Origin of the sequence: Marinobacterium aestuarii (assembly GCF_001651805.1) — a bacterium.
Lineage (GTDB): Bacteria > Pseudomonadota > Gammaproteobacteria > Pseudomonadales > Balneatricaceae > Marinobacterium_A > Marinobacterium_A aestuarii.
Genome location: NZ_CP015839.1, coordinates 1,310,061 through 1,336,834, shown reverse-complemented (window position 1 = coordinate 1,336,834; position 26,774 = coordinate 1,310,061). Strand labels below are relative to the sequence as shown.

General features: G+C 59.8%; 34 protein-coding genes. 18 read left to right on the top strand and 16 right to left on the bottom strand.

All coding sequences use genetic code 11. The features are described from left to right. The first annotated feature begins 80 nt into the window (after nt 1-80). Both A8C75_RS05930 and A8C75_RS05925 read left to right on the top strand, forming a co-directional pair. Nucleotides 81-1,484: an AmpG family muropeptide MFS transporter gene (locus A8C75_RS05930; protein ID WP_067379413.1), complete on the top strand. Its 1,404-nt coding sequence runs from the start codon at nt 81-83 to the stop codon at nt 1,482-1,484. Nucleotides 1,485-1,554: 70 nt separating this feature from the next. After that, the gene (locus A8C75_RS05925; protein WP_067379411.1) at nt 1,555-1,803 is read left to right on the top strand and encodes a PA4570 family protein; all 249 of its coding nucleotides are present in this window, start codon (nt 1,555-1,557) and stop codon (nt 1,801-1,803) included. An 85-nt stretch (nt 1,804-1,888) separates the two neighbouring features. On the opposite strand, the gene A8C75_RS05920 is transcribed toward A8C75_RS05925, so the two are convergent. Beyond that, the gene (locus A8C75_RS05920) at nt 1,889-2,371 is read right to left on the bottom strand and encodes a YajQ family cyclic di-GMP-binding protein (RefSeq protein ID WP_067379408.1); all 483 of its coding nucleotides are present in this window, start codon (nt 2,369-2,371) and stop codon (nt 1,889-1,891) included. Nucleotides 2,372-2,702: 331 nt separating this feature from the next. Here A8C75_RS05920 and A8C75_RS05915 point away from each other — a divergent pair, with 331 nt between their 5' ends. The 3 genes from A8C75_RS05915 (at nt 2,703) to A8C75_RS05905 (ending at nt 4,607) form a co-directional block, all read left to right on the top strand. Continuing rightward, nucleotides 2,703-3,638, top strand: a complete 936-nt coding sequence (locus tag A8C75_RS05915; protein WP_067379404.1) for a ketopantoate reductase family protein — start codon at nt 2,703-2,705, stop codon at nt 3,636-3,638. 34 nt (nt 3,639-3,672) lie between these two features. Beyond that, nucleotides 3,673-4,233: a cob(I)yrinic acid a,c-diamide adenosyltransferase gene (locus A8C75_RS05910; RefSeq protein WP_067379401.1), complete on the top strand. Its 561-nt coding sequence runs from the start codon at nt 3,673-3,675 to the stop codon at nt 4,231-4,233. 77 nt (nt 4,234-4,310) lie between these two features. Continuing rightward, entirely contained in the window at nt 4,311-4,607 is a 297-nt protein-coding gene (locus A8C75_RS05905) for a hypothetical protein (protein WP_067379398.1), read from the top strand. A 116-nt stretch (nt 4,608-4,723) separates the two neighbouring features. On the opposite strand, the gene A8C75_RS05900 is transcribed toward A8C75_RS05905, so the two are convergent. The 5 genes from A8C75_RS05900 to acuI form a co-directional block, all read right to left on the bottom strand. Further along, entirely contained in the window at nt 4,724-5,350 is a 627-nt protein-coding gene (locus tag A8C75_RS05900; RefSeq protein ID WP_067379395.1) for a histidine phosphatase family protein, read from the bottom strand. Continuing rightward, a complete protein-coding gene (cobT, locus tag A8C75_RS05895) occupies nt 5,347-6,417 on the bottom strand; it encodes a nicotinate-nucleotide--dimethylbenzimidazole phosphoribosyltransferase (RefSeq protein ID WP_120785170.1) in 1,071 nt (356 codons plus the stop codon). The genes A8C75_RS05900 and cobT overlap by 4 nt, the downstream gene beginning before the upstream one ends. Then, a complete protein-coding gene (cobU, locus tag A8C75_RS05890) occupies nt 6,414-6,926 on the bottom strand; it encodes a bifunctional adenosylcobinamide kinase/adenosylcobinamide-phosphate guanylyltransferase (protein ID WP_067379392.1) in 513 nt (170 codons plus the stop codon). Before cobU ends, cobT begins: the two co-directional genes overlap by 4 nt. An 18-nt stretch (nt 6,927-6,944) precedes the next feature. Beyond that, complete coding sequence (locus tag A8C75_RS05885; RefSeq protein ID WP_157890228.1) at nt 6,945-7,856, bottom strand: cobalamin-binding protein; 912 nt, start codon at nt 7,854-7,856, stop codon at nt 6,945-6,947. A gap of 95 nt (nt 7,857-7,951) precedes the next feature. Continuing rightward, nucleotides 7,952-8,935 (bottom strand): acrylyl-CoA reductase (NADPH), encoded by a 984-nt coding sequence (gene acuI, locus A8C75_RS05880; RefSeq protein WP_067379390.1) that lies wholly within the window; start codon nt 8,933-8,935, stop codon nt 7,952-7,954. A gap of 129 nt (nt 8,936-9,064) precedes the next feature. On the opposite strand from acuI, the gene A8C75_RS05875 reads away from it, so the two are divergent. Together A8C75_RS05875 and A8C75_RS05870 are read left to right on the top strand one after the other, a co-directional pair. Then, on the top strand, nt 9,065-9,784 hold the full coding sequence (locus tag A8C75_RS05875; RefSeq protein ID WP_067379387.1) for a FadR/GntR family transcriptional regulator: 720 nt from the start codon (nt 9,065-9,067) through the stop codon (nt 9,782-9,784). A gap of 116 nt (nt 9,785-9,900) precedes the next feature. Then, on the top strand, nt 9,901-10,515 hold the full coding sequence (locus A8C75_RS05870; protein WP_067379384.1) for a Z-ring associated ZapG family protein: 615 nt from the start codon (nt 9,901-9,903) through the stop codon (nt 10,513-10,515). Between the two features lie 93 nt (nt 10,516-10,608). Here A8C75_RS05870 and A8C75_RS05865 read toward each other — a convergent pair whose 3' ends face one another. Beyond that, the gene (locus A8C75_RS05865; protein WP_067379380.1) at nt 10,609-11,370 is read right to left on the bottom strand and encodes a Nif3-like dinuclear metal center hexameric protein; all 762 of its coding nucleotides are present in this window, start codon (nt 11,368-11,370) and stop codon (nt 10,609-10,611) included. A gap of 83 nt (nt 11,371-11,453) precedes the next feature. On the opposite strand from A8C75_RS05865, the gene A8C75_RS05860 reads away from it, so the two are divergent. Next, complete coding sequence (locus tag A8C75_RS05860) at nt 11,454-12,602, top strand: Do family serine endopeptidase (RefSeq protein ID WP_084783781.1); 1,149 nt, start codon at nt 11,454-11,456, stop codon at nt 12,600-12,602. Nucleotides 12,603-12,678: 76 nt separating this feature from the next. On the opposite strand, the gene hisD is transcribed toward A8C75_RS05860, so the two are convergent. From hisD to A8C75_RS05815, 9 genes are all read right to left on the bottom strand, one after another. Then, nucleotides 12,679-13,989, bottom strand: coding sequence for a histidinol dehydrogenase (hisD, locus tag A8C75_RS05855; protein WP_067379377.1), 1,311 nt, complete (start codon nt 13,987-13,989; stop codon nt 12,679-12,681). Nucleotides 13,990-13,992: 3 nt separating this feature from the next. After that, the gene (hisG, locus tag A8C75_RS05850) at nt 13,993-14,637 is read right to left on the bottom strand and encodes an ATP phosphoribosyltransferase (protein WP_067298643.1); all 645 of its coding nucleotides are present in this window, start codon (nt 14,635-14,637) and stop codon (nt 13,993-13,995) included. Nucleotides 14,638-14,655: 18 nt separating this feature from the next. Continuing rightward, nucleotides 14,656-15,918, bottom strand: coding sequence for a UDP-N-acetylglucosamine 1-carboxyvinyltransferase (murA, locus tag A8C75_RS05845; protein WP_067379374.1), 1,263 nt, complete (start codon nt 15,916-15,918; stop codon nt 14,656-14,658). Nucleotides 15,919-15,943: 25 nt separating this feature from the next. Then, nucleotides 15,944-16,186 (bottom strand): BolA family protein, encoded by a 243-nt coding sequence (locus A8C75_RS05840; protein ID WP_067379373.1) that lies wholly within the window; start codon nt 16,184-16,186, stop codon nt 15,944-15,946. Nucleotides 16,187-16,332: 146 nt separating this feature from the next. Then, nucleotides 16,333-16,641, bottom strand: a complete 309-nt coding sequence (locus A8C75_RS05835) for an STAS domain-containing protein (protein WP_067379371.1) — start codon at nt 16,639-16,641, stop codon at nt 16,333-16,335. After that, the gene (locus A8C75_RS05830; protein ID WP_157890227.1) at nt 16,641-17,252 is read right to left on the bottom strand and encodes an MlaC/ttg2D family ABC transporter substrate-binding protein; all 612 of its coding nucleotides are present in this window, start codon (nt 17,250-17,252) and stop codon (nt 16,641-16,643) included. Before A8C75_RS05830 ends, A8C75_RS05835 begins: the two co-directional genes overlap by 1 nt. Before the next feature lie 38 nt (nt 17,253-17,290). Continuing rightward, nucleotides 17,291-17,749, bottom strand: coding sequence for an outer membrane lipid asymmetry maintenance protein MlaD (gene mlaD / locus A8C75_RS05825; protein WP_067379366.1), 459 nt, complete (start codon nt 17,747-17,749; stop codon nt 17,291-17,293). Between the two features lies 1 nt (nt 17,750). After that, the gene (gene mlaE, locus A8C75_RS05820; protein WP_067379364.1) at nt 17,751-18,533 is read right to left on the bottom strand and encodes a lipid asymmetry maintenance ABC transporter permease subunit MlaE; all 783 of its coding nucleotides are present in this window, start codon (nt 18,531-18,533) and stop codon (nt 17,751-17,753) included. 3 nt (nt 18,534-18,536) lie between these two features. Further along, on the bottom strand, nt 18,537-19,346 hold the full coding sequence (locus tag A8C75_RS05815; RefSeq protein ID WP_067379363.1) for an ATP-binding cassette domain-containing protein: 810 nt from the start codon (nt 19,344-19,346) through the stop codon (nt 18,537-18,539). Nucleotides 19,347-19,721: 375 nt separating this feature from the next. On the opposite strand from A8C75_RS05815, the gene A8C75_RS05810 reads away from it, so the two are divergent. From A8C75_RS05810 to A8C75_RS05765, 10 genes are all read left to right on the top strand, one after another. Next, entirely contained in the window at nt 19,722-20,696 is a 975-nt protein-coding gene (locus A8C75_RS05810) for a KpsF/GutQ family sugar-phosphate isomerase (protein WP_067379361.1), read from the top strand. Beyond that, a complete protein-coding gene (locus A8C75_RS05805) occupies nt 20,696-21,247 on the top strand; it encodes a KdsC family phosphatase (RefSeq protein WP_067379359.1) in 552 nt (183 codons plus the stop codon). Before A8C75_RS05810 ends, A8C75_RS05805 begins: the two co-directional genes overlap by 1 nt. Nucleotides 21,248-21,250: 3 nt before the next feature. Next, nucleotides 21,251-21,829, top strand: coding sequence for an LPS export ABC transporter periplasmic protein LptC (gene lptC, locus A8C75_RS05800; protein ID WP_067379356.1), 579 nt, complete (start codon nt 21,251-21,253; stop codon nt 21,827-21,829). Beyond that, nucleotides 21,816-22,322, top strand: a complete 507-nt coding sequence (gene lptA / locus A8C75_RS05795) for a lipopolysaccharide transport periplasmic protein LptA (RefSeq protein WP_067379354.1) — start codon at nt 21,816-21,818, stop codon at nt 22,320-22,322. Before lptC ends, lptA begins: the two co-directional genes overlap by 14 nt. After that, the gene (lptB, locus tag A8C75_RS05790) at nt 22,319-23,047 is read left to right on the top strand and encodes an LPS export ABC transporter ATP-binding protein (RefSeq protein WP_067379351.1); all 729 of its coding nucleotides are present in this window, start codon (nt 22,319-22,321) and stop codon (nt 23,045-23,047) included. Before lptA ends, lptB begins: the two co-directional genes overlap by 4 nt. Before the next feature lie 152 nt (nt 23,048-23,199). Continuing rightward, a complete protein-coding gene (locus A8C75_RS05785; protein ID WP_067379349.1) occupies nt 23,200-24,720 on the top strand; it encodes an RNA polymerase factor sigma-54 in 1,521 nt (506 codons plus the stop codon). A gap of 50 nt (nt 24,721-24,770) precedes the next feature. Continuing rightward, nucleotides 24,771-25,061 carry a ribosome hibernation promoting factor gene (gene hpf, locus A8C75_RS05780; RefSeq protein ID WP_067298657.1) on the top strand — a complete coding sequence of 97 codons (291 nt, stop codon included), beginning with the start codon at nt 24,771-24,773 and terminating at the stop codon, nt 25,059-25,061. Between the two features lie 18 nt (nt 25,062-25,079). Beyond that, nucleotides 25,080-25,538: a PTS IIA-like nitrogen regulatory protein PtsN gene (gene ptsN, locus A8C75_RS05775; protein ID WP_067379348.1), complete on the top strand. Its 459-nt coding sequence runs from the start codon at nt 25,080-25,082 to the stop codon at nt 25,536-25,538. A gap of 61 nt (nt 25,539-25,599) precedes the next feature. Beyond that, the gene (gene rapZ / locus A8C75_RS05770) at nt 25,600-26,460 is read left to right on the top strand and encodes an RNase adapter RapZ (protein ID WP_067379346.1); all 861 of its coding nucleotides are present in this window, start codon (nt 25,600-25,602) and stop codon (nt 26,458-26,460) included. 42 nt (nt 26,461-26,502) lie between these two features. Continuing rightward, the gene (locus A8C75_RS05765) at nt 26,503-26,772 is read left to right on the top strand and encodes an HPr family phosphocarrier protein (protein WP_067379345.1); all 270 of its coding nucleotides are present in this window, start codon (nt 26,503-26,505) and stop codon (nt 26,770-26,772) included. The last annotated feature ends 2 nt before the right edge of the window (nt 26,773-26,774 follow it).

Genomic DNA, 26,774 nt, shown 5'->3' with positions numbered 1-26,774 from the left:
GCCTCTTTGCGGGCGTTTACAAGCCTGCGACCGATGGACACAATGCGTGTTCACGGACCTCCAGGAAACTGAACCCCACCATGCAAACCGAACACGCCGAGCACACCCTGAGCTGGAAAGAATGGCTGCACAGCGCCCGTGTCTACCTGCAACCTCGCCCCATCACCTTGTTATTTCTTGGATTTTCCGCCGGCCTGCCGCTGATGCTGGTCTTTTCCACCCTGTCCTACTGGTTGCGTGAAGCCGGTATTGATCGCGGCACCATTACCTACTTTTCCTGGGTCGCCCTGGCCTACGCCTTCAAGTGGGTGTGGTCGCCGATTATCGACCGCCTGCCCATTCCGCTGCTTTCTGCCTGGCTGGGACGGCGGCGCAGCTGGATGTTGACCGCACAGCTGCTCATCGCCCTGTGCCTGCTTGGACTGGCCGATTCCGATCCGCAGCAAAACCTGGAGCTGATGGCCTGGTTCGCCCTCGCGGTCGCCTTTTGCTCCGCCACCCAGGACATCGCCATCGACGCCTACCGCATCGAATCAGCCGAGCCGCGCATTCAGGCCGCCATGGCCGCCACCTACATGCTCGGTTACCGCCTGGCCATGATACTGGCGACCACCGGCGCCCTGCTGATCGCCGCCTGGCACGATCCAGGCGCCGACAGCTATAGCCGTGAGTCCTGGCAGATGGCGTACTGGGCCATGGCGGCCCTGATGAGCGTCGGCATTGTCACCACCCTGTGCGCGCCTGAACCCGTACCCGATGGCGCCGCAGCAGAGCAAAAAAGGCAGGAGATAGAGGCCTTTATGGAACAGCGCCAGCATTTGCCCCACGCCCTGGCACGGTTGCTGGGCTGGTTTTATGTCGCGGCCTACTGCCCCTTCGCCGATTTTATCAGCCGCTATGGCAAACCTGCGCTACTGATTCTGGCGCTGATCGGCAGCTACCGTATCGCCGACGTCGTCATGGGCATCATCGCCAACGTGTTTTACGTCGACATGGGTTTTACCAAGATTGAAGTGGCTGAAATCACCAAGCTGTTCGGCACCCTGATGACGATTGTCGGCTCCCTGGTGGGCGGGCTGCTGGTGTACCGCTTTGGCGTGATGCGAATACTGTTTATTGGCGCTGTGCTGGCGGCGGCCACCAATCTGCTGTTCTCGGCCTTGGCGCTGACCGGCCACAGCGTCGGCTTTTTGATAGTGACGGTATCGCTGGACAACTTCAGTGCCGGCATCGCCACGGCGGCCTTTATCGCCTATCTGTCGAGCCTGACCAGCATCAGCTATACCGCGACGCAATATGCGCTTTTCAGCTCGGTCATGCTGCTGATGCCAAAGTTTCTGGCGGGTTTCTCCGGCGACGCGGTAAATCTGATGGGCTATCCACTGTTCTTCGCCGGTACCGCTGTGCTTGGTCTGCCGGTACTGATCCTTGTCTGGCTGGCGGCACGCCATGCACCGGTTCAGGCAGAAGCCACTCACAAATAACAACGATTATCATTTACAAATGATAATCGATATCATAAAGTCCCAGAACCACTCAAGGGAAGGGACTGTTATGAGCTATATCATCGACGCCTGGCTGGAACGGCCAGATCCATACCTTCGTATCACCCATCGCCATACCGGCATCCGCGTTATTGAATGGCGCAACGAGAAGGTAACCACCTTGCTGGAGCAGGGCGTGATTTGCCCACAGGATCTGCAGCAATCGCAATGCTGCAGCAAGGAACTGGTTCAGGAATTGTTTTTACTGGCCTGCCTGGAAGGCGGCCGCTGTCACTGCAACGATGGCGAGCCGCACTGACGACGCTGCGCTGCTAAACAGAGCGCCAGGCATAAGCACGGCACTACAGGCACCGGCCCGTTGCAGGCCGGTATCTTGAGTCCGACTAGTCGCGGAAGTTGTTGAACTGCAGCGGCAGCTCCAGATCAGCCGCCCGCAGCAGGGCCATCGCGCCCTGCAGGTCGTCACGCTTCTTGCCCGTCACCCGTACCTGCTCACCCTGCACCTGGGTCTGGACCTTGAGCTTGGCATCCTTGATCAGCTTGATAATTTTCTTGGCCAGCGCCTGATCCAGCCCCTGCTTGAGATCCACCTGCTGGCGCGCGCGCATATTGGCCTTTTCCGCATCCTTGACTTCCATGCAGCGAATATCAATCTTGCGGCTGGTCAGCTTGGCACGCAGTACTTCCTGCAGCTGCTGCAACTGGAAGTCCACCTCGGCCCAGAGCACCACATGACCATCGCCCAGCTCGAAGCGCGCATCAATACCCTTGAAGTCGAAGCGGTTCTGAATTTCACGATTGGCCTGATCCACCGCGTTGGTGACTTCATGCATGTCCAGCTCGGACACTATGTCAAATGACGGCATTACCCGATCTCCTCTAAATTGAAGCGGCCCGCAGACTCCACAGCACACAGCACCGGGTCGAGCCGAAGTGGAGGCATTTTAGCGAAGGCCCGTAACCATTTCACCCATTGCGCACTCTGGTTATCATAAGCACTGCGATTAACCGGCAGAGTTGCGACATAAAGCACGCATGCTTCATCATCAGGCCATGCATGGGAACAATGTTCCAATGCGAATCCCGCAAACGCCAGCTCTCGTGCTCGCCTTGCAGAACAAGGGGCGTACAACCCGGTACGGCGCCCGAGCGTTCGCACAATGAATACACAACTAATGACGCAGTGACGGACTTATCATGCACTGGACAATCCTTGGAGCCGGCGCCATCGGCTGCCTCTGGGCTGCGCATCTGCAGCGCGCCGGAGTTTCGGTCAGCCTGGTGCTGCGCAGCCCCGAACGCCTGGCACAGTTTCAGGCTCGCGGCGGCGTTAGCCTGATTGACGATAGCGGCGAAACTTTCTGCCCCCTGAGCGCCACTCTGGCGGCAACACCCCAGCCCATTGCGCAACTGCTGCTCTGTACCAAGGCGTATGACAGCCAGGTGGCGCTGGAGTCGGTGTGGCATCGCCTCACTGTCGACAGTCGCATTCTGGTACTGCAAAATGGCATGGGCAGCCAGCAACAGGTCATTGAGCGTGCAGGCAATGATCGCGTGCTGATCGGCTCCAGCACCGATGGTGCCTACCTGCGCGCGCCCTTCGAAGTCGTTCATGCCGGCCACGGCGAAACCGCCATTGGCCGCTTCGACAGCACCGATGCCACACTGCCGGATTGCGGCCCGCATTTTAAGCTGCAGCTGCGCCAGGATCCTGCGATTGAAACCACGCTGTGGCGCAAGCTGGCGATCAACTGCGCCATTAACCCGCTGACGGCGCTCTACGGCTGTCGCAACGGCGAGCTGACAACAGTACCGGCCTACACCCGTGCACTCGAAGCCCTGTGCGAAGAATTCGATGCCGTGGCCCGCGCCCGCGGCATCCCTCTATTTGACGGCCCCTTGCGAGACCAGGCCCTGATGGTGGCCCACACAACCGCAAACAACTATTCGTCGATGCTGCAGGATATTCGCCACCAGCGCCCCACCGAGATCGAACAGATCACCGGTTTCCTGTGCAATGAAGCCCGTCTGGCTGGCATTGATGTGCCCCGCAACCGCGCAGCGCTGCAGCAGGTACGCCAGTTGCAGCACGACAGCGGTACAACCTCATCCCCGAAGACTCTACCAAACTAACCCCCGAACCAACCCACGACAGGGAACCCGCACAATGTCGGATCGTCTCAATCGCATTTACACCCGCAGCGGCGACAAGGGGACCACCGGCCTTGCCGATGGTCGCCGGGTCGAAAAATATCATCCGCGTATCGAGGCCCTGGGCGATATTGACGAGTTGAACTCGAGCCTGGGCGTACTGATCGCAGAACTTGGTCCCGATGATGCCCTGCAAAGCTTTCTGCCAGGCCTGCAGCACGATTTGTTTGATCTTGGCGGCGAGCTGGCCATGGTCGATGCGCAGTACTGGGTGCTGGACGCCGCCGCCACCCGCACGCTGGAGCAACAGCTGGACAACCTGAACGCCGAGTTGCCCGCCCTGCGCGAATTTATCCTGCCAGGGGGCAACCGCGTCAGCGCCCTGTGCCAGCAAAGCCGCAGCCTGTGCCGACGTGCCGAACGGCGCCTGGTGGAACTGGCACAGCTTGAGTCGGTCAACCCCCATGCTCTGAGCTACATTAATCGCCTGTCCGATCTGCTGTTTGTCTGCGCCAGGGTGCTGGCACGCCGTGACGGCGGCCAGGAGCTTTACTGGCAGGCGCGCAACAAACGCTGAGCGCCGTCATCCCTGCGCTCTAGCGGCGGCGCCAGCGGCGGATCGGTTATACTTCATTCGAGCCAAGGAGGATAAAAATGAAAAGAGTTGTGCCCGTACTGATACTCGCCTGGCTGCCCCAGCTGGCGTTCGCTAACTGCGCCCTGGATCAGCAGTTTTGTCGTACCGAATGTGAAGTCAGGCATTTCACTGACGACGCTGCTGTCACCGGATGCAAGGCCCGCTGCGCCGTGCAGCGCGCCATCTGCTCAACGGGCAAGGGCGCCGAAACCGCGGTCGAACTCGGCAAGGAAGGTGCCGATGCCGCGGTGGAGGCCAGCAAGGACGCCTGGGAAGGGACCAAGTCCTTTATCAAGGGTATCAGCGAACCCTGAAGCAGTGGCAGGCCTCGCCGCCTTTTCTGCCACGAAGAGCCCCACTAACAGCGCCCTCCCCTGCGGAGAGCGCTGTGCCATGGCCAACTTCCGCGCCGAACCAAAAAGAGCGGCTTTCAACGGATACCCCTAACCCGGTTCATAAACGACAGTTCACACCAGCCATGGGCGCCATCCCGCCCCAGCCGAAGCCGGCTCAGGGACGCGGTATCAATACGCAGCTGCGACCAGTGGCTGGCCTCCAGCCCCAGTGCCGTACCGAGAAGCCCCCGGATAACGCCGGCGTGGGTCAGCAGCAGCAGGTGGGTATCGCCCTCAGCCGTTGCAATACTCTCAGCCTTTAATTCATGCTGCAGTGAGGCCAGGCGTGCACAGAAGGCCGCTATGGCTTCCCCTCCTGGCGGCGGATGCGCTTGCGGATCTCGCCAGAATGCCAACACAGCCGCCTGCTCCTGCTGCCAGACGTCCGCATAGGGGCGACCGTCCCAGCGGCCAAAATCCAGCTCCAGCAGGCGCGCATCTGTAGCGCACTCAAGCTGCAAGCCCTGGGCGAGTTCTGCTGCGGGCTGCGCACAACGGCGCAGCGGCGAGCAGAGAATGCGCTGCCAGCCAGGATTTTCGGCGCCATAAGCCTGCATCTGGCGCCTGCCCAGCGCCGTCAGGGCAGAATCGGTACGCCCGCGGTAACAACCGGCATCTTCGGCATCACCGTGGCGCAGCAGATCCAGCGTCAGTACGCTCACCCGCCGGGACCCGCCACACCGGCCTGGGCGAAGGTCGCCATGCCACTGTGTAACTCACAGGCACTGCGTACTATCTGCAGCGCCAGCGCCGCGCCACTGCCCTCTCCAAGTCGCATATCCAGCATCAGCAAAGGCCTGGCCTGAAGTGCCTCCAGCATAAGCCCGTGGCCGGGCTCAGCCGAACGGTGACCATAGAGCAGCCAGGGCGCCAAAGCCGGATTGAGCCTTACCGCCACCAGTGCCGCCAGGGTACTGATAAAACCATCCACCAGCACCGGCACGCCGCACTGGCCGGCATGCAGGTAAGCCCCCACCATGGCGACGATTTCAAAGCCCCCCAGGCGGCGCAGCAACTCAAGCACCCTGGGGTTATCGCCAGTATGCAGGCTGAGCCCCTGGCGAAGCAGCGCCACCTTGTGGGCCAGCACAGTGGCATTAACGCCAGTCCCCGGGCCCGCCAGCTGCGCTGGATCCAGTTCAAGCAGCACAGCGCCAAGCGCCGTCGCCGCACTGGTATTGCCAATGCCCATCTCGCCGGCGACAAACAGCTCGCAGCCGGCCTTCTGCGCCTCAGCCAGACGCTCGGCACCGGCCAGCAAGGCGGCATCCCGTTGTGCCACCGTCATCGCGGCCTGCTGAGTGAAATCCGCCGTGCCCGGCCCCAGCCAGCGATCAACCACTCTTGGGTCTGGCTCAGGTCGTTGCAGCGTTCCCAGATTCACCACATCGAAACGGGCACCGGCAAGTTTGGCCAATACCGCAACGGCTGCGCCACCGGATACAAAGTTGGCCAGCATCTGCGCGGTTACAGCCTGGGGGTAGGCCGAAACCCCGGCGGCAGCGATGCCGTGATCGGCGGCGAACAGGCTGATATGACAGGAATCCACACGGGGATAGACCCGCCCCTGCAAGCCGGCAAGGCGAATCGCCAGCTGCTCGAGCTCGCCCAGAGCCCCGGCGGGCTTGGTCAGCTGCAACTGGTGGGCTCTGGCCTGGTCCTCTGCCTCGGCATTGGGCTGTTGCATCGGCTGCTCAAGCCAGTTGGCGGCCAGGGAAAAAGGCATCATTTCACCTCCAGCGGCAAACCCGCCACGCTCAGGGTCACGCGGTCACAAATGGCCGCCATGCGCTGGTGCAGCCAGCCGGTCTGATCCTGAAAGCGCCGACTGAGCGCCCCCATGGGCACAATGCCCAGACCCACTTCATTGCTCACCATGATCAGGCTGCCATCGACGCGTGCCAGTAGCGCATCCAGCGCATCCAGCTCAGCCTGCAGAGTCTCATCGCACTCCAGCAGCAACAGGTTAGTCAGCCACAGGGTCAGGCAGTCCACCAGTACGCAATAGCCCGCCTGCAGCAGCGGATCAAGCGCAGCGGCGAGTGCGATGGGCGCTTCCACCAGGCGCCAGTCGGCCGGGCGATCCGCCTGATGGCGGCGAACGCGCTCGGCAAGTTCTGTATCATTCCCCGGTACCATGGTGACCACCAGCGCCACTGGCAAGCCTGTAGCCTGGGCGCGCTGTTCCGCCAGCCGGCTCTTGCCGGAGCGGGCACCGCCGAGTATCAGTTGTTTCACGCACTTCTCCGTTATCGATTAATACAGCTTGCCGCGCCCCAGTTTCAGCCGGGCATCATCAAGATGAAGGCACAGTTGCTCGGCCCCGGACAGCGCCCGCAGCGTGGCACGGTGCATCCAGTCGGCATTGAGCTGATAGAACAGCTTGTGCTGCACCGCCGGCAGTTCGGGCCAGCGCTGCCAGCGTTCGATCCAGTCGTGGGGGGCTTCTTCGGTGGTGGTCAGTATGACCTCGGGGCGCACCGCCAGCACTGATTCCACGCCAAGCTGGGGCACGGCCTCTGGCCTAGCGGCGAAGGGATTCTCGCCACCGCACAGGCGCAACATCTGATCCACCAGCAGAGTATGGTTCACCGTCATCAGGGGTTCATGCCAGAGCTGATAGAACACCCGTACCGGCGCAGCATCCTGGTGCTGCAGGCGCAGGCGTTCCACGCGCGATTCCAGCTCAGAGGCTACGGTATCGGCCTGGGCCTGCAGCCCTGTAAGCTCGCCGTACAGGCGCAGGTTGGCGGCGATGGCGGCAAAGCTGTGTGGATCCGATTCGAAAACGGGAATGCCAAACTGGCGCAAGCGCTCCAGCTGTGCCGGCGGGTTGCCACCCGGCCAGGCAATGACCAGATCCGGCTGCAACGCCAGCACCTGCTCCAGATTCAGCTGGCCATAGCTCCCCACGCGGGGGATTGCCTGTGCCTGTGCTGGATAATCACTATGCGCCACGGCGCCAACGATGCGATCACCTGCGCCTATGCTGAAGAGATTTTCAGTGATATGGGGCGCCAGGGCGAGAATGCGCCTGGCGGGTTGTTCCAGAGTGACACTGCGCCCCCCGTTGTCCACCAGGGTGATCGCAGCCAGTGCAGGCCAGGTTAGCACCAGGCACAGCAGAGGCAGACACAGCCGAACAAACTGTAAACGAAGATGTTCCATAATGGCCCGCCGCGAAAAAGGCGCCATTATACCTCGGTGCAGGCCTGCACGCAGACCTGGAAACGATCCCTGCGTTCAGGCCTGTCACTAACAGACTAGCGCGACATATCGACGATCACGCGGCCTCGCACCTGACCCTCGACAATACGCTGGGCATAGTCCGGCACCTCATCCAACCCGATGCTGTGACCGATTTCCCCCAGCGCCGCGGCGGGCAGCTCCCGTGCCAGACGCTGCCATGCCTGCTGGCGCCGTGACAGCGGGCACATGACCGAATCCACGCCCTGCAGGCGCACATTGCGCAGAATAAACGGCATCACCGTCGTCGGCAGGCTGAAGCCCGCAGCCAGACCGCAGGCCGCCACTGTGCCGCCATAGTGCGTCTCAGCCAACACCCGCGCCAGGATGGTATCGCCCACGGTATCAATGGCGCCAGCCCAGCGCTGTGCTTCCAGCGCCCGCGGTTTGGACGCCATGCTTTCACGACTGACCAGCGCATGGGCACCCAGCCCCTTGAGATAGGCTTCTGTTTCCGGCCGTCCGGTGACGGCATGAACCTCATAACCAAGCGCCGCCAGAATCACGACCGACACGCTGCCTACCCCCCCGGCGGCACCGGTCACCAGGACCGGACCGGCCGCAGGCGTCAGGCCGCCTTCCTCCAGCGCCATGACGCACAGCATGGCGGTGAGACCTGCGGTACCTATCATCATCGCCGTGCGGGCATCCATGTCCTGGGGCATGGGCACCAGCCAGTCAGCCTTTAGACGAGCCTTCTCGGCCATGCCACCCCAGTGACGTTCTCCCACACCCCAGCCGGTGAGCACCACCGCATCACCGGGGGAAAAGGCATCATCCGCAGACTCCAGCACCCGCCCGGCCAGATCGACCCCCGGCACCATCGGAAACTGACTGACGATCTTGCCGCTTCCGGTAATCGCCAGGCCGTCCTTGAAGTTAAGCGACGAATAGTCCACCGCCACCAGTACCTCCCCCTCGGGAAGCTGTGATTCCTGCAGTGTTCTGACCTGCGCCTGCGTCTTGCCGTCCTGCTGATCCAGTACCAGAGCTCTGAACATGTCGCCTCCAATTTTCTGTAGTGCCTATTTGTAAGACGAATTAACATTAAGAGTAATTCGGCTATTTGTAAAGCAAATTAACAAATAGCCGATTCTATGAAATACTGAGCGCCACAACCGGGAGCACAGATGACGAACTCAGCCTTCGAGCCGATAAAACGGGACAACCTTTCACGCCAGATCGCCGATCAGCTGCGCCGCGCCATTGTCGATGGCGAACTGCGCGCCGACGACCGCCTGCCCACCGAAGACGAGCTGGCACTGCGCTTTAGCGTTTCGCGTCCGACCATTCGTGAAGCCCTGAAGATTCTGGCCGCCCAGAATCTGATCCGTTCAAAACGCGGCCCCACCGGCGGCACCTTTATCAACTGCCCGAGTGTCAACGACCTGAGCGAATCCCTCACCTGCGCCACTACCCTGCTGGTCGGCATGGATGCCTTCAATATGGACGAGGTATTGCAGGCCCGCGAGCTACTGGGGCTGCAATGCTGTCGGCTGGCGGCACACAACAGGACCGAGGCCCAGCTTGAGCGCATGCGTCAGCAACTGGATATCCAGCGTGACAGCAGCCTTAGCGCAGAAGACTTTTGTGCCTCAGATGTCGCCCTGCATCGCACCCTGGCCGATGCCAGCGGCAACCGTCTGCTGGGATTTGTCATGTTCTCGGTGATCGAGGCACTGCAGCCGGTCACCAACATGGTGGCGCACCGCTTTCGTGATCGAGCCCTGGTCAGCACCCAGCATCAGCGCCTGATCGAGGCCCTCGAAAAGCAGGATGCCGACAGCGCCTGCGCCATTGTCACCGAGCAGATCAACGACCTGCGCCAGCACCTTTGCGCCGATTCCTGAACTGCGTAGCCTGAGCGCCACTGAAGCCTTGCATCCAACGCCTCGCTGCCGGTAGGCTTTGGCCAACGATTGTTTTATTCTTTAATACCGGTATGACTTCCAGGTGAGGATTGACTGTGGAACAGAACAGCATATGGATCATTGGCGCAGTAGCGCTGGCGGTAGGCGGCCTGATCGGTTACCTGCTGGGGCGCTCGGGTTCTGATGCAGGACAGCGCCAGACACTGAACAATCAGCTCGATGAAGCCAAGGCAGAACTGGCGACCTACAAGCAGGATGTAACCGACCACTTCGAGAAAACCGCCGCCCTGGTTAACCAGCTCACCAACACCTACAAGGATGTGCACCAGCATCTGGCCAGTGGTGCCCAAACGCTCTGCGACGACGACGCCGCAAGTCTGGCACTGAATGAAAGCATGCAGGCCAAACTGACGGCCGCACCGGACGCACCCATTCCGGTCGTCACCGATGTAGTGCCCAACGCAGAAGCTGAAAAGGTGCCTGAGCCTCCGCGGGATTACGCCGCCAAGTCGAGCAACGAAAAAGGCACACTGTCCGAGACTTTCGGCCTTGAAGATGAAGACGAGGAAGAAGAACTTCTCACCGACCCCGCCCACCTGGCTGCGCTAAAAGCCAAGGAAAAGGAAAAGACCAAAGAGAAGGAACCGGCGAAAAAAGACGAAAAAGCACAGGAAAGCCCCAAAGCCAAAACCGCTGACGCGCACGACTGAGCCTGACGCCGAACTGCGCGGCGCAATGCCGCGCAGCTATGAGTGATTCACATCACCTTGAAATAGCCACCGCCAGCGCGCTAAAGACGTCCGTCAGACCGGATTGTCGATATCAGCAAAGCGCCACTCCAGCCCAAAGTGCTGCGCCAGATGTTCCCCCAGCGACTGCACGCCGTAACGCTCGGTGGCGTGATGGCCGGCGGCGATATAATGCACACCATGCTCCCGCGCGCTGTGTACCGTAGGCTCAGAAATCTCCCCCGACAGATAGGCATCCAGCCCCAGCTCCGCCGCCTGCTCGATATAGCCCTGAGCCGCTCCGGTACACCAGCCAATGCGTTCAATCTGCTGCTGTGCGCCCACAATACACAAGGGCTCACGGCCCAGTACTTTAGCAACCTTGGCGGCAAAATCAGCCAGCGACATTGGGGTTTTCAGGCGCCCGGCCAGCCCGACTGAGCGCGGGTTGCCGGGTTCCAGCGAACCTTCGATCTCCAGCCCCAGGCGCGCCGCCAGCTGCACATTGTTGCCGTACAGCGGATGCACATCCAGCGGCAAATGGTAGGCCAGCAGGCTGATATCATGCTGTAGCAGAGTCGCAAGGCGACGCTTTTTGATCCCGCGAATACGGCTGTCCTCCCCCTTCCAGAAATAGCCGTGGTGCACCAGCACAAGGTCGGCCTGCCAGGCGACAGCTTCATCCAGTAACGCCTGGCTGGCGGTAACGCCACAGAGAATTCGTTGCACCCGACCACGCCCCTCGACCTGGAGCCCATTGGGGCAGTAATCGGAAATGCTGTTGCTTTGCAGCAACGTATCGCAGTAACGCACCAACTCATTCAGTTCGATAGACATAGACTTATGATTCCGTATTTCACAACAGCTAACCACTAGCCGTATAATTGCATGATTTCATAGCACAATCACCCGAGCTGCCCATGCGAAAGTCTACCTATCTAATATGGCCGATCATTACCGGCGTGCTGGCAGCGCTGGTGATACTGCAGCTCTTTCCCGATTTGCTCAGCCCCACGATAACGACGGTCGAGATCCACGAAGCCCTGCCCCGCCCGGCTGCGGGCCGCGACAGCGGCCCGGTGTCCTACGCCAGCGCGGTGGAAACGGCAGCGCCTGCGGTCGTCAATATTTACACCCGCACCCTGGTCAAGCCACAGGAAAATTCGCTGCGTGACGACCCTGTCTTTCGCAACTTCTTTGGTTCCGGCAACCGCCCAGAGCGCGAACGTATAGAGTCGAGCCTGGGCTCAGGCGTTATCCTCAGCGCCCAGGGTTATATAGTCACCAACAACCATGTCATCGCCAATGCCGACAGCGTGCTGGTCGCCCTGCGTGATGGCCGTGAAACCCAGGCCAAGGTCATAGGCACAGACCCGGAAACGGATCTGGCAATTCTCAAGATCCAGCTACCAGACCTGCCGAGCATCTCCCTCACCTCATCCGAAGCCCTGCGCGTCGGTGATGTGGTGCTCGCCATTGGCAATCCCTTTGGCGTCGGCCAGACCGTCACCATGGGCATTATCAGTGCAACCGGGCGCAATAGCCTGGGACTCAACACCTATGAAGACTTTATTCAGACCGATGCTGCCATCAACCCCGGCAACTCCGGCGGTGCGCTAATAGACGCCTACGGCAATCTGATTGGTATCAACTCGGCGATCTTTTCGAAGTCCGGCGGCTCCCAGGGCATCGGCTTTGCCATTCCGTCCAATCTGGCGCGCCAGGTCATGCAGGATCTGATCGAACATCAGCGGGTTATTCGAGGCTGGATAGGCGTGGAAGTACAGGAACTCACCCCGCGTCTGGCCGAAAGCTTCGGCCTTGATAAAGCCCAGGGGCTGATCATCGCCGGTATCTTTCGCAATGGCCCCGCTCACCTCGCCGGTCTGCAACCAGGGGATATCATGACCGCCATCAATGGCGACTCCATCAGCGACAGCCGTGCCTCGATGAGCCGCATTGCGACCTTCAAGCCCGGCCAGACGGCCAGCATAGACATACTGCGCAACGGTACTGCGATGCAGCTCAAGGTGCAGATTGGGGAACGCCCGCAGGAAAGCGAACGCTAGGAGTTCGCCGGGTAGTCAGTGAAACCAGGGAAGGATAAGCGGCTGCGGCACCCGGGGTGACGCAGCCGCTTGCGTATCAGTCTTGCTTGATACGGTATTCGGCTGAGCGGGCGTGGGCCGTCAGGCCTTCACCGCGGGCCAGAATAGAGGCCACCGGGCCCAGCTTTGAAGCGCCATCGGCCGAAAACTGAATCAGCGACGAGCGTTTCTGAAAGTCATACACACCCAGAGGCGACGAGAAACGCGCCGTGCCGGATGTCGGCAGCACATGGTTCGGCCCCGCGCAGTAATCACCCAGGGCTTCGGCCGTGTAGTGTCCCATGAAGATGGCACCGGCATGGCGAATATCAGGCACCAGCGCTTGCGGATTCTCCACCGCCAGCTCAAGGTGTTCCGGCGCAATGCGGTTGGCCACATCGACGGCCTGAGCCATATCCTTGACATGAATAAAGGCAGCGCGGTTACGCAGCGAAACTTCTATAATTCCGCGCCTTTCCATGGTAGGCAGCAAGCGCAGGATGCTCTGCTCGACCCTGTCCAGGTAGTCGGCATCCGGGCTCACCAGAATCGACTGGGCATCTTCATCATGCTCGGCCTGGGAGAACAGATCCATGGCGATCCAGTCGGGATCGGTGCTGCCATCGCTGAGCACCAGAATCTCGGACGGGCCGGCGATCATATCGATACCGACAACACCAAAGACCGCACGCTTGGCCGTGGCGACATAAATATTGCCAGGACCCACTATCTTGTCGACCCGTGGCACAGTTTCAGTACCGTAGGCCAGAGCCGCAACGGCCTGGGCACCACCGATACAGAAAACCCGGTCAACCCCGGCCAGGGCCGCCGCGGCCAGTACCAGCTCGTTCAGCTCGCCACCGGGGGTCGGTACCACCATGATGATTTCGCCCACACCGGCGACCTTGGCCGGTAGCGCGTTCATCAGCACCGATGACGGATAGGACGCCTTGCCGCCGGGCACATAGATACCCACGCGGTCCATGGGCGTGACTTTCTGGCCCAGCATGGTGCCGTCGGCCTCGGTGTAGCTCCAGGAGTCGCTTTTCTGCCGCTCGTGGTAGTCGCGTACACGCACCGCAGCTTCTTCCAGCGCGCTGCGCTGCGCCTGGGGCAACTCTTCCAGCGCCTGCTCCAGGCGCTCACGGCTGATTTCCAGTTCGGCCATGGATGAAACACCCACGCGATCGAAGCGGTTGCTGTACTCCACCACAGCGGCATCGCCCTGGGTGCGCACCCGCCCGAGGATTTCATCCACAGTGGCGTTAACGCCGCTATCGGATACGGCTTCCCAGGCCAGCAGCTTCTGCAGCGAGGCTTCGAAATCTGCTGCGCCTGCATCCAGGCGCTGAATATTCAGTTCTGACATAACTCAGGCTCCACGCCGTGCCACAACAGCCTGCGCCATGCTGTCGACAATCGGCTGTATCAGGTCATATTTCATTTTCATCGACGCCTGCCCCACCACCAGCCTGGAGCTGATGGGTGCTATCAGTTCCAGCGGCTCCAGGCCGTTGGCCCGCAGCGTGTTGCCGGTATCGACGATATCAACGATCTGATCGGCCAGCCCCATGATGGGTGCCAGCTCCATGGCGCCATAAAGCTTGATGATATCCACCTGCAGCCCCTGGCGCGCAAAGTACTCGCGGGTCAGGTTGACGAACTTGGTGGCGATACGCAGGCGGCCCTTGACCGGTGCGGCCTTGACCAGACCCGCCGTCATCAGCTTGCAGCAGGCGATTTCCAGATCCAGCGGTTCATAGAGGCCTTCGCCGCCATGCTCCAGCAGGACGTCCTTGCCGGAGATCCCCATGTCCGCCCCGCCATATTCCACGTAGGTCGGCACATCGGTGGCACGAATGACCACCAGCTTCACATGGTCCTGATTGGTATCGAAAATCAGTTTGCGGCTGCTGAAAATATCTTCGGCCGGTACTATGCCCGCCGCCTCAAGCAGCGGCAGTGTTTCCTTCAGAATGCGCCCCTTGGAGAGCGCAATGGTCAACGGTTGAGTCATAAGTCTAGTGTGTCCCTGTCAACCCGGAATCCGAACGATGTGCGCACCCAGCTGGCGCATCTTTTCTTCAATATGTTCGTAGCCGCGGTCAATATGGTAAATACGATCGATCAGGGTGTCTCCGCGCGCCGTCAGGGCGGCAATCACCAGGCTGGCGGAAGCCCGCAGGTCGGTCGCCATGACCGGTGCGCCCTGCAGCTTTTCAACGCCTTCGATCATCGCATTGTGACCATCGATGGTAATTTTTGCGCCCATGCGGATCATTTCCTGCATGTGCATGAAACGGTTCTCGAACACCGTTTCGCGAATCTGGCTGACACCCTGAGCCACCACATTCATGGCCGCAAACTGCGCCTGCATGTCGGTGGGAAAAGCGGGATAAGGCGCCGTGGTAATGCTCACAGCCTTGGGCCTGCGCCCCTTCATGTCGAGCTCGATCCAGTCGTCACCGCTGGTGATTTCAGCACCGGCCTCGGTCAGCTTCTGCAGCACGGCATCCAGCGTATCAGGACGGGTGTCGGTGCAACGTACACGGCCACCGGTCGCCGCCGCCGCCACCAGGTAGGTGCCGGTTTCGATGCGATCGGGCAATACCGAGTAGCTACCACCGGCCAGGGACTCAACGCCCTGCACCCGAATGGTATCGGTGCCCTGGCCTGTGATCTTCGCACCCATGGCGATCAGGCAGTTGGCCAAATCCACCACTTCGGGTTCACGGGCGGCGTTTTCAAGAATGGTTTCGCCCTCTGCCAGGGTCGCCGCCATCAGAATATTTTCGGTGCCGGTGACGGTTACCATGTCGAAAAACACCCGGGCACCTTTCAGGCGACCGTTGCTGCGCGCATGGATATAACCTTCTTCCACCAGTATTTCAGCACCCATAGCCTGCAGACCGCGAATATGCTGATCGACCGGTCGGCTGCCAATGGCACAACCACCCGGCAGGGACACCTGAGCCTCGCCAAAGTGCGCCAGCATCGGGCCCAGTACGAGGATGGAGGCGCGCATGGTTTTCACCAGATCGTAGGGCGCGTGGTACTCGCGAATGGTACGGGCATCAATCTGTACATTCAGGTTTGCGTCAGCGACCACCTCCACGCCCATGCGCCGCAGCAGCTCGAGCATGGTGGTTACATCGTTCAGGTGCGGCAGATTGCTGATATGCACAGGCCCGTCGGCCAGCAACGCCGAGGCAAGGATGGGTAGCGCGGCATTCTTTGCACCCGAAATGCGGACTTCACCATTAAGGGTGACGCCGCCTTCAATCTTGAACTTTTCCATCAGGGGTCCTGTCGTTAAAAACGGCTTAGGATTGCAGCGTCTGCCACTGTTCCGGGGTGTAGGTCTTGATGGTCAGCGCATGAATGGCGCCACTGGCGATATGCTGCTGCAGGCACTGATATACAAGCTGCTGCTTTTTCACCGGCGTCAGACCGGCAAAGAGGTCACCTACGACGGTCACCTGAAAATCACAGCCTTCACCAGCGGGGTAAACACTGCAGCCATCAAGCTGAGATTCAATAATCTGCTTTACTTCTTGCGCTTGCATACCGCTCTCCAACACTCATTCTTCAAATCAAAACAGGCGCCGAATAATAGCCGAATGACGGCTAAAACGCGACGCCCCGCAGGGGCTGCTCCTGGACGATAAAGCGTTACCGCCGGGTACTAAGCCCTAAGCTTGAGTACCGCTCACTACTCACTGATCACGGAACTGAACAGGTGACCCAGACCGACCAGGCCGGCGATCGACAGCAGATCTTCCGGCACATAGCGGGCCTGCAGATCGATATTGCGCTCCTGCGCTTCGCGCTGACAGCACAGCCAGAGCGACAGCGCAGCGCTGTCGACACTGGTGACGGCGGAAAAGTCCACCACACAGTGCGACTCGCCGGTGGCAATAAGCCGCTCGAGGCGCTCACGCACCCCGGATACGGTGGCAAAACGCAGATCACCGCTCAGCGCCACCTCGTCGGCGGCGCGTACCTCGACAGAAGCCTGCATCAGCTGCCCTCGGTTTTGGTCACCCGGCTGTCAACCTGGCTTTCCCAGCTGGTGATAACCTGCTGGATATTGCCATTGTTGCGTTCAGCCAGATCGGCGAACTGATTGGTGAACGTCAGACGCAGGTTGATACCATCCAGAATAACGTTTACCAGCTGCCACTGGCCGTCGCGCTCCAGCATGTAGTTCACCAGGCTGTACCTGGTGCCGGCACCGGAGTAGACATTCAGGGTTACAACCTGCTTGTCGGGTTCAGGGCTTTCAGGCCCCTGAGGTGCCACTTCAACGCGGCTGATTTCAAAGCCGGCCAGTGCCTTTGTATAGGTTTTCACCATGGTGTGCTTGAAGACGGTGGCAAAGTGAGCACGCTCGGCATCATTGGCCCGACGGTAAAACTTGCCCATCACGCGCTGCGCGATGTAGTCAAAATCGATCAGGCCGTCCAGACGCTGTTCAACCCGAGCCATGGCGTCATTGAGGGATGCATCGTTATTGATATCGACACCCTCTTCCAGCAAGGTCACCATGTCCTGAGTCACTTTTTCAACCACACCGCTGGCCGCTTCCCAGCTGGCCTGAGCCGGCAGCGTTGGCAGCAGTAATGACAACATCAACGCAACGCTTGTTAACAATCGCTTCATGACAAACCTCACTCACTGACCTTGTTGAAAAGGAATTTGCTTACCAGGTTTTCCAGCACCAGTGCTGATTGAGTATTCTCCAGCGCATCGCCGTCCTCGAGCATCTCATCTTCAGCACCTGGCGTAATACCGATGTACTGTTCGCCCAGCAGGCCCGCCGTCAGAATCTGCGCCGAACTGTCACGGCTCAGATAATCCACCGAACTATTGATATCCAGTTCAACCACCGCCATCAGCAGGCGCTCATCAATCGAAATTGACTTCACCTGACCAATCTGGACGCCGGACAGCGTCACCTTGGCTCGGGGCGCCAGGCCACCGATGTTTTCGAACCGCGCCAACACGCGATAGCTGCTCCCGCTATCAGACACTTTCAGTCCGCTGACATTCAGTGCCAGCAGAATCAATGCCAGGATCCCTGTCAGCATGAAGCCGCCAACACTGATCTCCACCACCCTCGTACGCATCCTAAAACTCTCCAAACATCAAAGCGGTGAGAATAAAATCGAGCCCCAGTACCCACAGCGACGCATACACCACGGTACGCGTTGTCGCCTGGCTGATCCCCTCGGAGGTCGGCACGCAGTCATAGCCCTGGTATACCGCCACCCAGGTCACCACGAAACCGAATACCACCGCCTTGATCAGGCCATTGAGGACATCGTCATAGAAGTCCACCGACTGCTGCATATTGGCCCAGAAAGAACCCTCATATATCCCCAGCCAGTCAATGCTCACCAGGGCTCCGCCCCAGACACCAACCGTTGAGAAAATGGCTGCCAGGATTGGCAGACAAATAAAACCGGCCCAGAAACGCGGAGCGATAATACGCCGATAGGGATCAACCCCGATCATTTCCAGACTGGACAACTGCTCAGTGGCCTTCATCAGGCCAATTTCGGCCGTGAGGGCAGACCCTGCCCGGCCGGCAAACAAAAGTGCCGTGACCACGGGGCCGAGCTCGCGCACCAGGCTCAGCGCCACCATCTGACCGACGGCCTGTTCGGAGCCATAGCTGACCAGGATGGTGTAGCCCTGCAAGCCGAGCACCATGCCGATAAAGGTGCCCGACACCAGAATGATAACCAGCGACAACACACCCACGAAGTAGATCTGTTTCAGCAGCAGCGGAAACATCACCATGGGCTGGGGTCGCGCGATAAGTACGTGCGCCAGCAGCGACCCGGAGCGGCCCAGGGCAGACAGCCCTTCCAGTCCGATATGGCCCAGCGCCTGAAGGCGATCCAGCATCCTTTACGACCCTTTCATCAATTCGGCCTGGTAGTCACCGGCCGGAAAATGGAATGCTACAGGACCGTCCGGCAACCCGTGCATAAACTGTTTCACCTGTTCGGACTCATCGGCCCGCAGTTCGGCCGGAGTGCCGCTGGCAATCACCGAACCCCCCGATACCAGATAGATGTAATCAGCTATACCAAGGGTTTCCTGAATGTCGTGTGAAACGATAATGCTGGTATGCCCCAGCGCCTGGTTCAGACGCCGGATCAGATTGACCAGTACCCCCATGGCGATGGGGTCCTGCCCGGTGAAGGGTTCGTCATACATAACGATATGCGGATCCAGCACTATGGCCCGCGCCAGCGCCACGCGCCGCGCCATGCCACCGGACAGTTCGCTGGGCATCAGATCCTGGGCACCGCGCAGACCCACGGCCTGCAGCTTCATCAGCACCACATCACGGATCATGTCCTGAGGCAGATCGGTATGCACCCGCAGCGGAAAGGCCACATTCTCGAACACCGTCATGTCGGTGAACAGGGCTCCGCTCTGAAACAGCATGCCCATGCGCGCGCGCACCTCGAACAGGTCCGCCCGCGACAGCGTGGGAATATTGTCACCCTCAAGCTCAATGCGTCCGGTATCGGGCAGCAGCTGGCCCCCGATCAGTTTCAGCAAGGTGGTTTTACCTGTCCCCGAAGGCCCCATGATCGCAGTGATCTTGCCGCGCGGGATCTGCATGTTCAGATCGCGGAAGATGCTACGTTCACCACGGGAGAAACTCAGGTTACTGATATTGATTGTGAAATCTTCGATGTTTTCCATATATGAAGCAGCAGGTCAGCCTTGAGCCTGCCGTGATATTCGCCCTGGCAGATTAAAAGGCTGAAATATATCATTGCGGCGCACAAACCGGAAATTTTACTTAGGCAACGGCGCCCACAGGGCCTGATTTCCGGCTCCACGCTTGCACGGACTTGCCATTCTGTTCTAATAGATGCCCTGCGCAGCCTGCCACGGGGCCTGTGCCTTAGTGTGCAGCCAGATCCAGGCCGCTGCCGGGAGCTGTCCGTGCCGCTCCGTCATGCATTCAGTGCCGAAAATCCGGCCCTGCTCTGAGCGGCACTGTGACCGGCACTGCTGTACACTGTGCGTATTTTGAAAGCCACGACCATTTAACAACCCGCAAGGCCGAATTCGATGAGCGAACCCTTCGACTATCTCAGCACCGCACGCCGCACCATCGAACTGGAGCGTGACGCTGTATCCGACCTGCTCAATCACCTGAACGGCGATTTCACCCGCGCCTGCGACCTGCTGCTTGGCTGCGAGGGCCGCGTGATCGTGACCGGCATGGGCAAGTCCGGCCATATCGGCAACAAGATAGCCGCAACCCTCGCCAGCACGGGCACCCCGGCGTTTTTTGTTCACCCGGGTGAAGCCAGCCACGGCGATATGGGCATGATTACCAGCAAGGATGTGGTTATTGCTCTATCCAACTCCGGCGAAACCTCTGAAGTCGTGACCATTTTACCCCTGATCAAACGCATGAATGCCCCCCTGATCAGCATTACGGCCAACCCCAACTCCACCATGGCCCAGGCCTCGGATGCCAGCCTGCATATCGGTGTCGAGCGCGAAGCCTGCCCCCTGGGCCTGGCGCCAACGTCCAGCACCACGGCTCAGCTGGTGATGGGAGATGCCCTGGCCATCGCCCTGCTGGAAGCCCGCGGTTTCAGCGCCGAAGACTTTGCCTTTTCCCACCCCGGCGGCAGTTTGGGGCGCCGCCTGCTGCTCAAGGTCAGCGACCTGATGCACACCGGCGACGATATCCCTTGCGTCAGCAGCGATACTTCGATTAATCAGACGCTGCTGGAAGTAACCCGCAAGCGCCTGGGCATGACCGCGGTGACCGATAGCGAAGGCCGCCTGTGCGGTCTCTTTACCGACGGTGACCTGCGCCGCACTCTGGATCGCGACATCGACCTGAAGAACACGCCCATCAGCGAGGTCATGACACCGGACTGCACCACGGTCGCCGCCGGCATTTTGGCCGCCGAGGCGTTGCAGGTGATGCAGTCACGCCAGATCAACGCCCTGCTGGTGGTGGACGAGAACCGTCGCCCGGTCGGCGCCCTGAACATGCACGACATGCTCAAGGCAGGAGTGATCTGATGAGCCTTTACAACCCCTCTGCGTCACTACCCAGTGAACTGGTTGAACGCCTGCGCAAGGTTACCCTGGCGGTGTTTGACGTCGACGGCGTGCTGACCGACGGTCATCTTGATTTCCTCCCCGATGGCTCCGAAGTAAAAAGCTTCAATACCCTGGACGGCCTGGGCATCAAGCTGCTGCAGCAGGCCGGCATCGAAACCGCCATTATTACCGGTCGCCGCTCACCCCAGGTGGAAATGCGTGCCAAGGCACTGGGCATTACCCATCTGCTGCAGGGGCGTGAAGACAAGCTGGTCGCACTCAAGGAAATCTGGGCCCAGACGGCGCACGACAGCGACACCACCGCCTATATCGGCGATGACTGGCCGGATCTTGCAGCCATTCGCGCCGTCGCCTTTGGCGCTACAGTTCCCAACGGCCATCCGCTGATGCTGCAGCATGCACACTGGTGCACCCAGCGGGCAGGCGGCGCAGGCGCGGGACGCGAATTCTGCGAGCAGATACTCAGCGCCCGTGGCCAGCTCGAGTCCCTTATTAGCGAGTACCTCTAGATCATGTTGAGCAGCCGGACGCGTCTTATCCTCGCCACCGCCCTGCTGGCACCAATACTGCTTTACTGGGGGGCCGATCGCGCCCCCACTGAGGCAGCAGCACCCGAGCTAACACCAGGCAGCGCCGATACGGACTACTATCTGCGCGATGCCACCATTCGCCAGTTCGATGCCCGCGGACAGCTGCATCAGGAGCTCAGATCGCCGCAGCTCGAACACTACCCGCAGCCCGGCGAACTGCGCGCCCGGACGCCGGACATAGTGCTGTTTCGCAACGATAGTCGGGGCGAGGTGCTGATCAGCGCCCAGCAGGGCCGGATGCAGGACAGTGACGAGCAGGTCCGGCTCAACGGCGCCGTGCGCGTACAGAGCAGCAGTGACAAAGGCGCCAGCAGCACACCGCTGCGGCTGGAAACCGAAGCACTGACCCTGATGCCATCAGAACAATTTATCGAAACAGACACCGCCGTCACGCTGTTCAGCCAGGGGGGTGAAACCCGGGCCAATGGCATGAAGGCTTACCTGAATAGCCGCCAAGTCGAGCTACTGTCCGATGTCGAGGGACGCTATGAAACCAAATAATACCCGCCTCTGGCTGGCAGCCCTGCTGTCCCTGAGTCTTTCCGGCACCAGTCTGGCCCTGCCGACCGATCGCAACCAGCCGATCCATGTCAGCGCCGACACCGCCACCATCGATGACAACACCGGCATCACCACCTATAGCGGCAATGTCGAGATTGCCCAGGGCACGTTGAAAATCAACGCCCGCAATGTTGACCTGCACCGCAGCGAATCCGGCGTCAATCGCATTCTGGCCACGGGGGATGTCAAGTTCGAGCAACAGGCGGCCAAAGACAAGCCGGTGACCAATGCCTATGGCGAGCGCATGGACTACCAGGTCAATCGCCAGGAAATCACCATCACCGGCAAGGCCCGGGTGGTGCAGCAGAAAGACACCTTTACCGGGCAGAAGATCGTTTACAACCTCGACAAATCCCTGGTCAACGCCTTCAGCGGCGAAGGCGGCCAGGGCCGTGTGCAGATGGTCATCCAGCCCAAAGGGGCGGCGCAATGACCAGCACACTGGAAGCGCGCCAGCTGGCCAAAAGCTACAAGGGCCGGGCCGTTGTACGGGATGTTTCACTGAGCCTGAAAAGCGGCCAGATTACGGGGCTGCTGGGCCCCAACGGGGCCGGCAAGACCACCTGCTTCTACATGATTGTCGGGCTCGTTAACGCCGATCAGGGCCAGGTACTGCTCAACGACCAGGACATCACCTCCCTGCCGATGCACGGCCGTGCCCGCAAGGGACTGGGCTACCTGCCCCAGGAAGCGTCCATTTTTCGCAAGCTCAGCGTGCGTGACAACCTGATGGCCATCCTCGAGACCCGCAAGGATCTTGACCGCGCCGGCCGCGAGCAGCGTCTTGAGCAATTGCTGGAAGAATTCCACATTGTGCACATCCGCGACAGCCTCGGCATGGCGCTGTCCGGCGGCGAGCGTCGCCGGGTCGAGATTGCCCGCTGCCTGGCCACCGAGCCGACCTTTATTCTGCTCGACGAGCCCTTTGCCGGGGTGGACCCCATTTCGGTCAACGATATCAAGAACACCATCCGCCACCTGCAGACCAAGGGCATCGGCGTCCTGATCACCGATCACAATGTGCGCGAAACCCTCGACATCTGCGAACACGCCTATATCGTCAGCGAAGGCGGCATTCTGGCCCAGGGCACACCGGCGGACATCATCGCCAACAAGCAGGTCAAGGCCGCCTACCTGGGCGAACAATTCAGGCTTTAAGCCCGGACTGGGTGATATCTCTTTTTTTGGCGCTGCATGACCACCGCGGCGGTGTTTCTTCAGTCTGCCTGACAGATAGACGACGCCCGCCCCCGGTTAGGCATATAATGCACAGCAACTCGACCCACTCCCACAGATAACGCAGTCTTTCTATGAAGCAAGGGCTCCACCTAAAAATTGGTCAGCACCTGACCATGACGCCCCAGTTACAGCAGGCCATTCGCCTGCTGCAGTTGTCGACACTCGACCTCCAGCAGGAAATTCAGGAAGCGCTCGAAAACAATCCCATGCTCGAGTCCTCCGACGAGGATCACGACGAAGCAGCGGATGCCGATTACAACGAGCACCAGAACTCCGAGGCGCCACAAAAGGCCAGCGAGAGCGAGGGCGAACGCGCCAGTGCGGAAAACTCCGCCAGCGACGACAGCCCCCAGGCCGAAGACAGCTGGAATGACGACATCCCCGAGGAGCTTGGCACCGACAGTTCCTGGGACGACACCTTTCAGAGCAGCCAGCCCAGCGGCCCGGCCCGCGATGACGACGGCAGCATGGAGTCCAATGATACGGCGGAGGAAACGCTGCAGGATCATCTGGAGTGGCAGCTTAACCTGACACCCATGAGCGACCTGGACCGTTTTATCGCCACAGGCATTGTCGATGGCATCGATGCCAACGGTTACCTGCGTATATCTCTGGATGAACTGCTGGAACACTTCAAGCAGGAAAACCCGGAGGATTTCGAAGACGTCGACTCCGACGATATCGAAACCGTACTGCACCGTATCCAGCAGTTCGATCCCGCCGGCGTCGGCGGCCGGGATCTGGGCGAATGCCTGGCCATTCAGCTGCGTCAGCTACCGGAGTCGACTCCCTGGCGCAAGGAAGCAATTCGCGTGGTCAGCGAGTTTATCCAGCTGCTTGGCAGCCGGGATTACAAACAGCTGCTGCGCCGCACAAGGCTGAAAGAACACCAGCTGCAGGAAGTCATACTGCTGATTCAGAGCCTGAACCCACAGCCCGGCGCCAGCATCACCACCAGCACCGCCGAATATGTGATACCCGATGTTGTGGTCACCAAGGTCAAGGGCTTCTGGACGGTCGCGCTCAACCCCGACACAGCGCCGCGCCTGCGCATCAACACCCAGTACTCGGATCTGATCCGACGCGCCGACAACAGCTCCGACAACACCTATCTGAAGAACCACCTGCAGGAAGCACGCTGGTTCATCAAGAGCCTGCAGAGCCGCAACGAAACCCTGCTGAAGGTATCGCGGGAAATCGTCGTTCGCCAGGAGGGCTTTCTCGAGCAGGGCGAAGAGGCCATGCAGCCGCTGGTGCTGCATGACATCGCCGAGGCCGTCGAGATGCATGAGTCCACAATCTCCCGGGTCACCACCCAGAAGTACATGCACACCCCCCGGGGCATCTTCGAGCTGAAGTATTTTTTCTCCAGCCACGTCGGTACCAGCGACGGCGGCGCCGCCTCTTCCACCGCCATTCGGGCGCTGATAAAGCGCCTGGTGGCAGCGGAAAGTACCACCAAACCACTGAGCGACAGCAAGATCGCCACGCTGCTTGACGAGCAGGGTTTTCAAGTCGCCAGGCGTACAGTGGCGAAATACCGTGAAGCAATGAATATTGCACCTTCTAATGAGCGCAAGCGTCTGGTTTAATTGAGATGCAAACAAGGCGATCTTTCGCCGCTGTTGACTAGGAGAAAACTATGCAGATCAACATCACAGGACATCACGTCGAACTTACCGATGCACTGCACGAGTATGTACATAGTAAATTCGGCAAGCTTGAGCGGCACTTCGATAACATCACCAATGTCCAGGTTACCCTGAGTGTAGAAAAGCTGCGTCAGCAGGCCGAAGCCGATGTTCACCTTGCAGGAGGCAAGTTGTTTGCGACTCACGAACACCAGGACATGTACGCCGCCATTGATGGTCTGACCGACAAGCTTGACCGTCAAATCATCAAGCACAAAGAAAAAACCAAAAACCACAAATAACGGTAAACAAATAAGCCCATGTATCTGCATGAACTGCTGACCCCCGCTCTGACATTCTGCAACCTTGATGGGGGCAGCAAAAAACGTGTACTGGAAACAGCCAGTAACTTGATCGCCGAGCAGGCACAAGGGCTGGCCGCTGAAGAAATCTTCAGCGGCCTGATTGGCCGGGAACGGCTTGGCAGCACCGGTATTGGCAGCGGCATCGCCATTCCACACTGCCGGCTTGAGAACGCTACCCAGGCCAGCGGCATGATGATCAAGCTCGCTGAACCTATTGATTTTGACGCCATCGACAACCAGCCGGTGGACCTTCTTTTTGTACTGCTGGTGCCCTCCGAGGCCAGCGATGAACATTTGCAAACCCTGGCCATGCTGGCCGAACTCTTCAGCCGCGCAGAAGTACTGACAGCGCTTCGCGATACCACTTCTGACCAGCAGCTATTCGATACTGCCCTGCGTCTGGCATCGCACTGAGTACAAATCCCATGTCACAGGCCCTGCTTACCCCCACAGCATCCCGCCTGATGGCTCCAGCATGAAACTGGTGGTCATCAGCGGCCTGTCCGGCTCCGGCAAAAGCACCGCGCTCCAAGCACTGGAAGATGTCGATTTCTACTGTATCGACAACCTTCCTGCCCTGCTGCTGCCCAGCCTGATCGAGCAAATGCTGAAGGACCCTATGCCGCCGGAGAAACTGGCGGTCAGCATTGATGCCCGCAACCTGTTGAGCAACCTGCGTCAGTTCCCCAAGTTGCTCAAGAAGATGCGCACCCGCTATGCCGAGGTCAATACCGAGGTCCTTTACCTGGACGCCTCGGACCCGACGCTGCTCAAACGCTACAGCGCCACGCGGCGCAAGCACCCACTGTCCGGCGAGAACACAGGCCTGCAGCAGGCGATAAAAAACGAGCGGCTACTGCTCGAACCCATCGCCAATATGGCTGACCTGCGCATCGACACCACCCGCTTGAAGCTGTACGACCTGCGGGACAGCATCAAGCTGCGCGTATCCCAGCGCACCGAACAGCAGCTCTCGGTCCAGTTCGAATCCTTTGGTTTCAAACACGGTGTGCCACTGGATGTCGACTTCACCTTCGATGTGCGGGTACTGCCGAACCCCTTCTGGATTCCGGAGCTGCGCGGCTTTACCGGCCTCGACGATCCCGTCATCCGCTTTCTCGAACAGGCCCCGGAAGTGGCGGAAATGACCGGCGACATCCGGGACTTCATCGCCAAATGGCTACCGCGCTTCAAGAGCAACAACCGCAGCTATATCACCATCGGCATCGGCTGTACCGGCGGGCAACACCGCTCGGTCTTTATCGCAGAGCAACTCGCTGGTCATTTCCGGCGGTCTGTGGATAATGTGCATGTTCGTCATCGCGAACTGAATTAACCGCGGGACAAACGGATATATTGATCGAGGACAAGGCCCGGCATGATCGAAAAGCACGTCACTATTATAAATAAGCTGGGACTTCACGCCCGTGCTGCCGCCAAGCTCATCAGCACCACCGGGAAATTTTCCAGCCAGATCCGCATCAACAAGGACGGCCGCGAAGTCGACGGCAAAAGCATCATGTCTGTGATGATGCTCGCCGCCAGCAAAGGCACCGAACTGCTGATTCGCGCCGAGGGAGAAGACGAGCAGGCCGCCATTGATGCCGTCACCGCCCTTATCGACGACTATTTTGGTGAAGGCGAATAAAA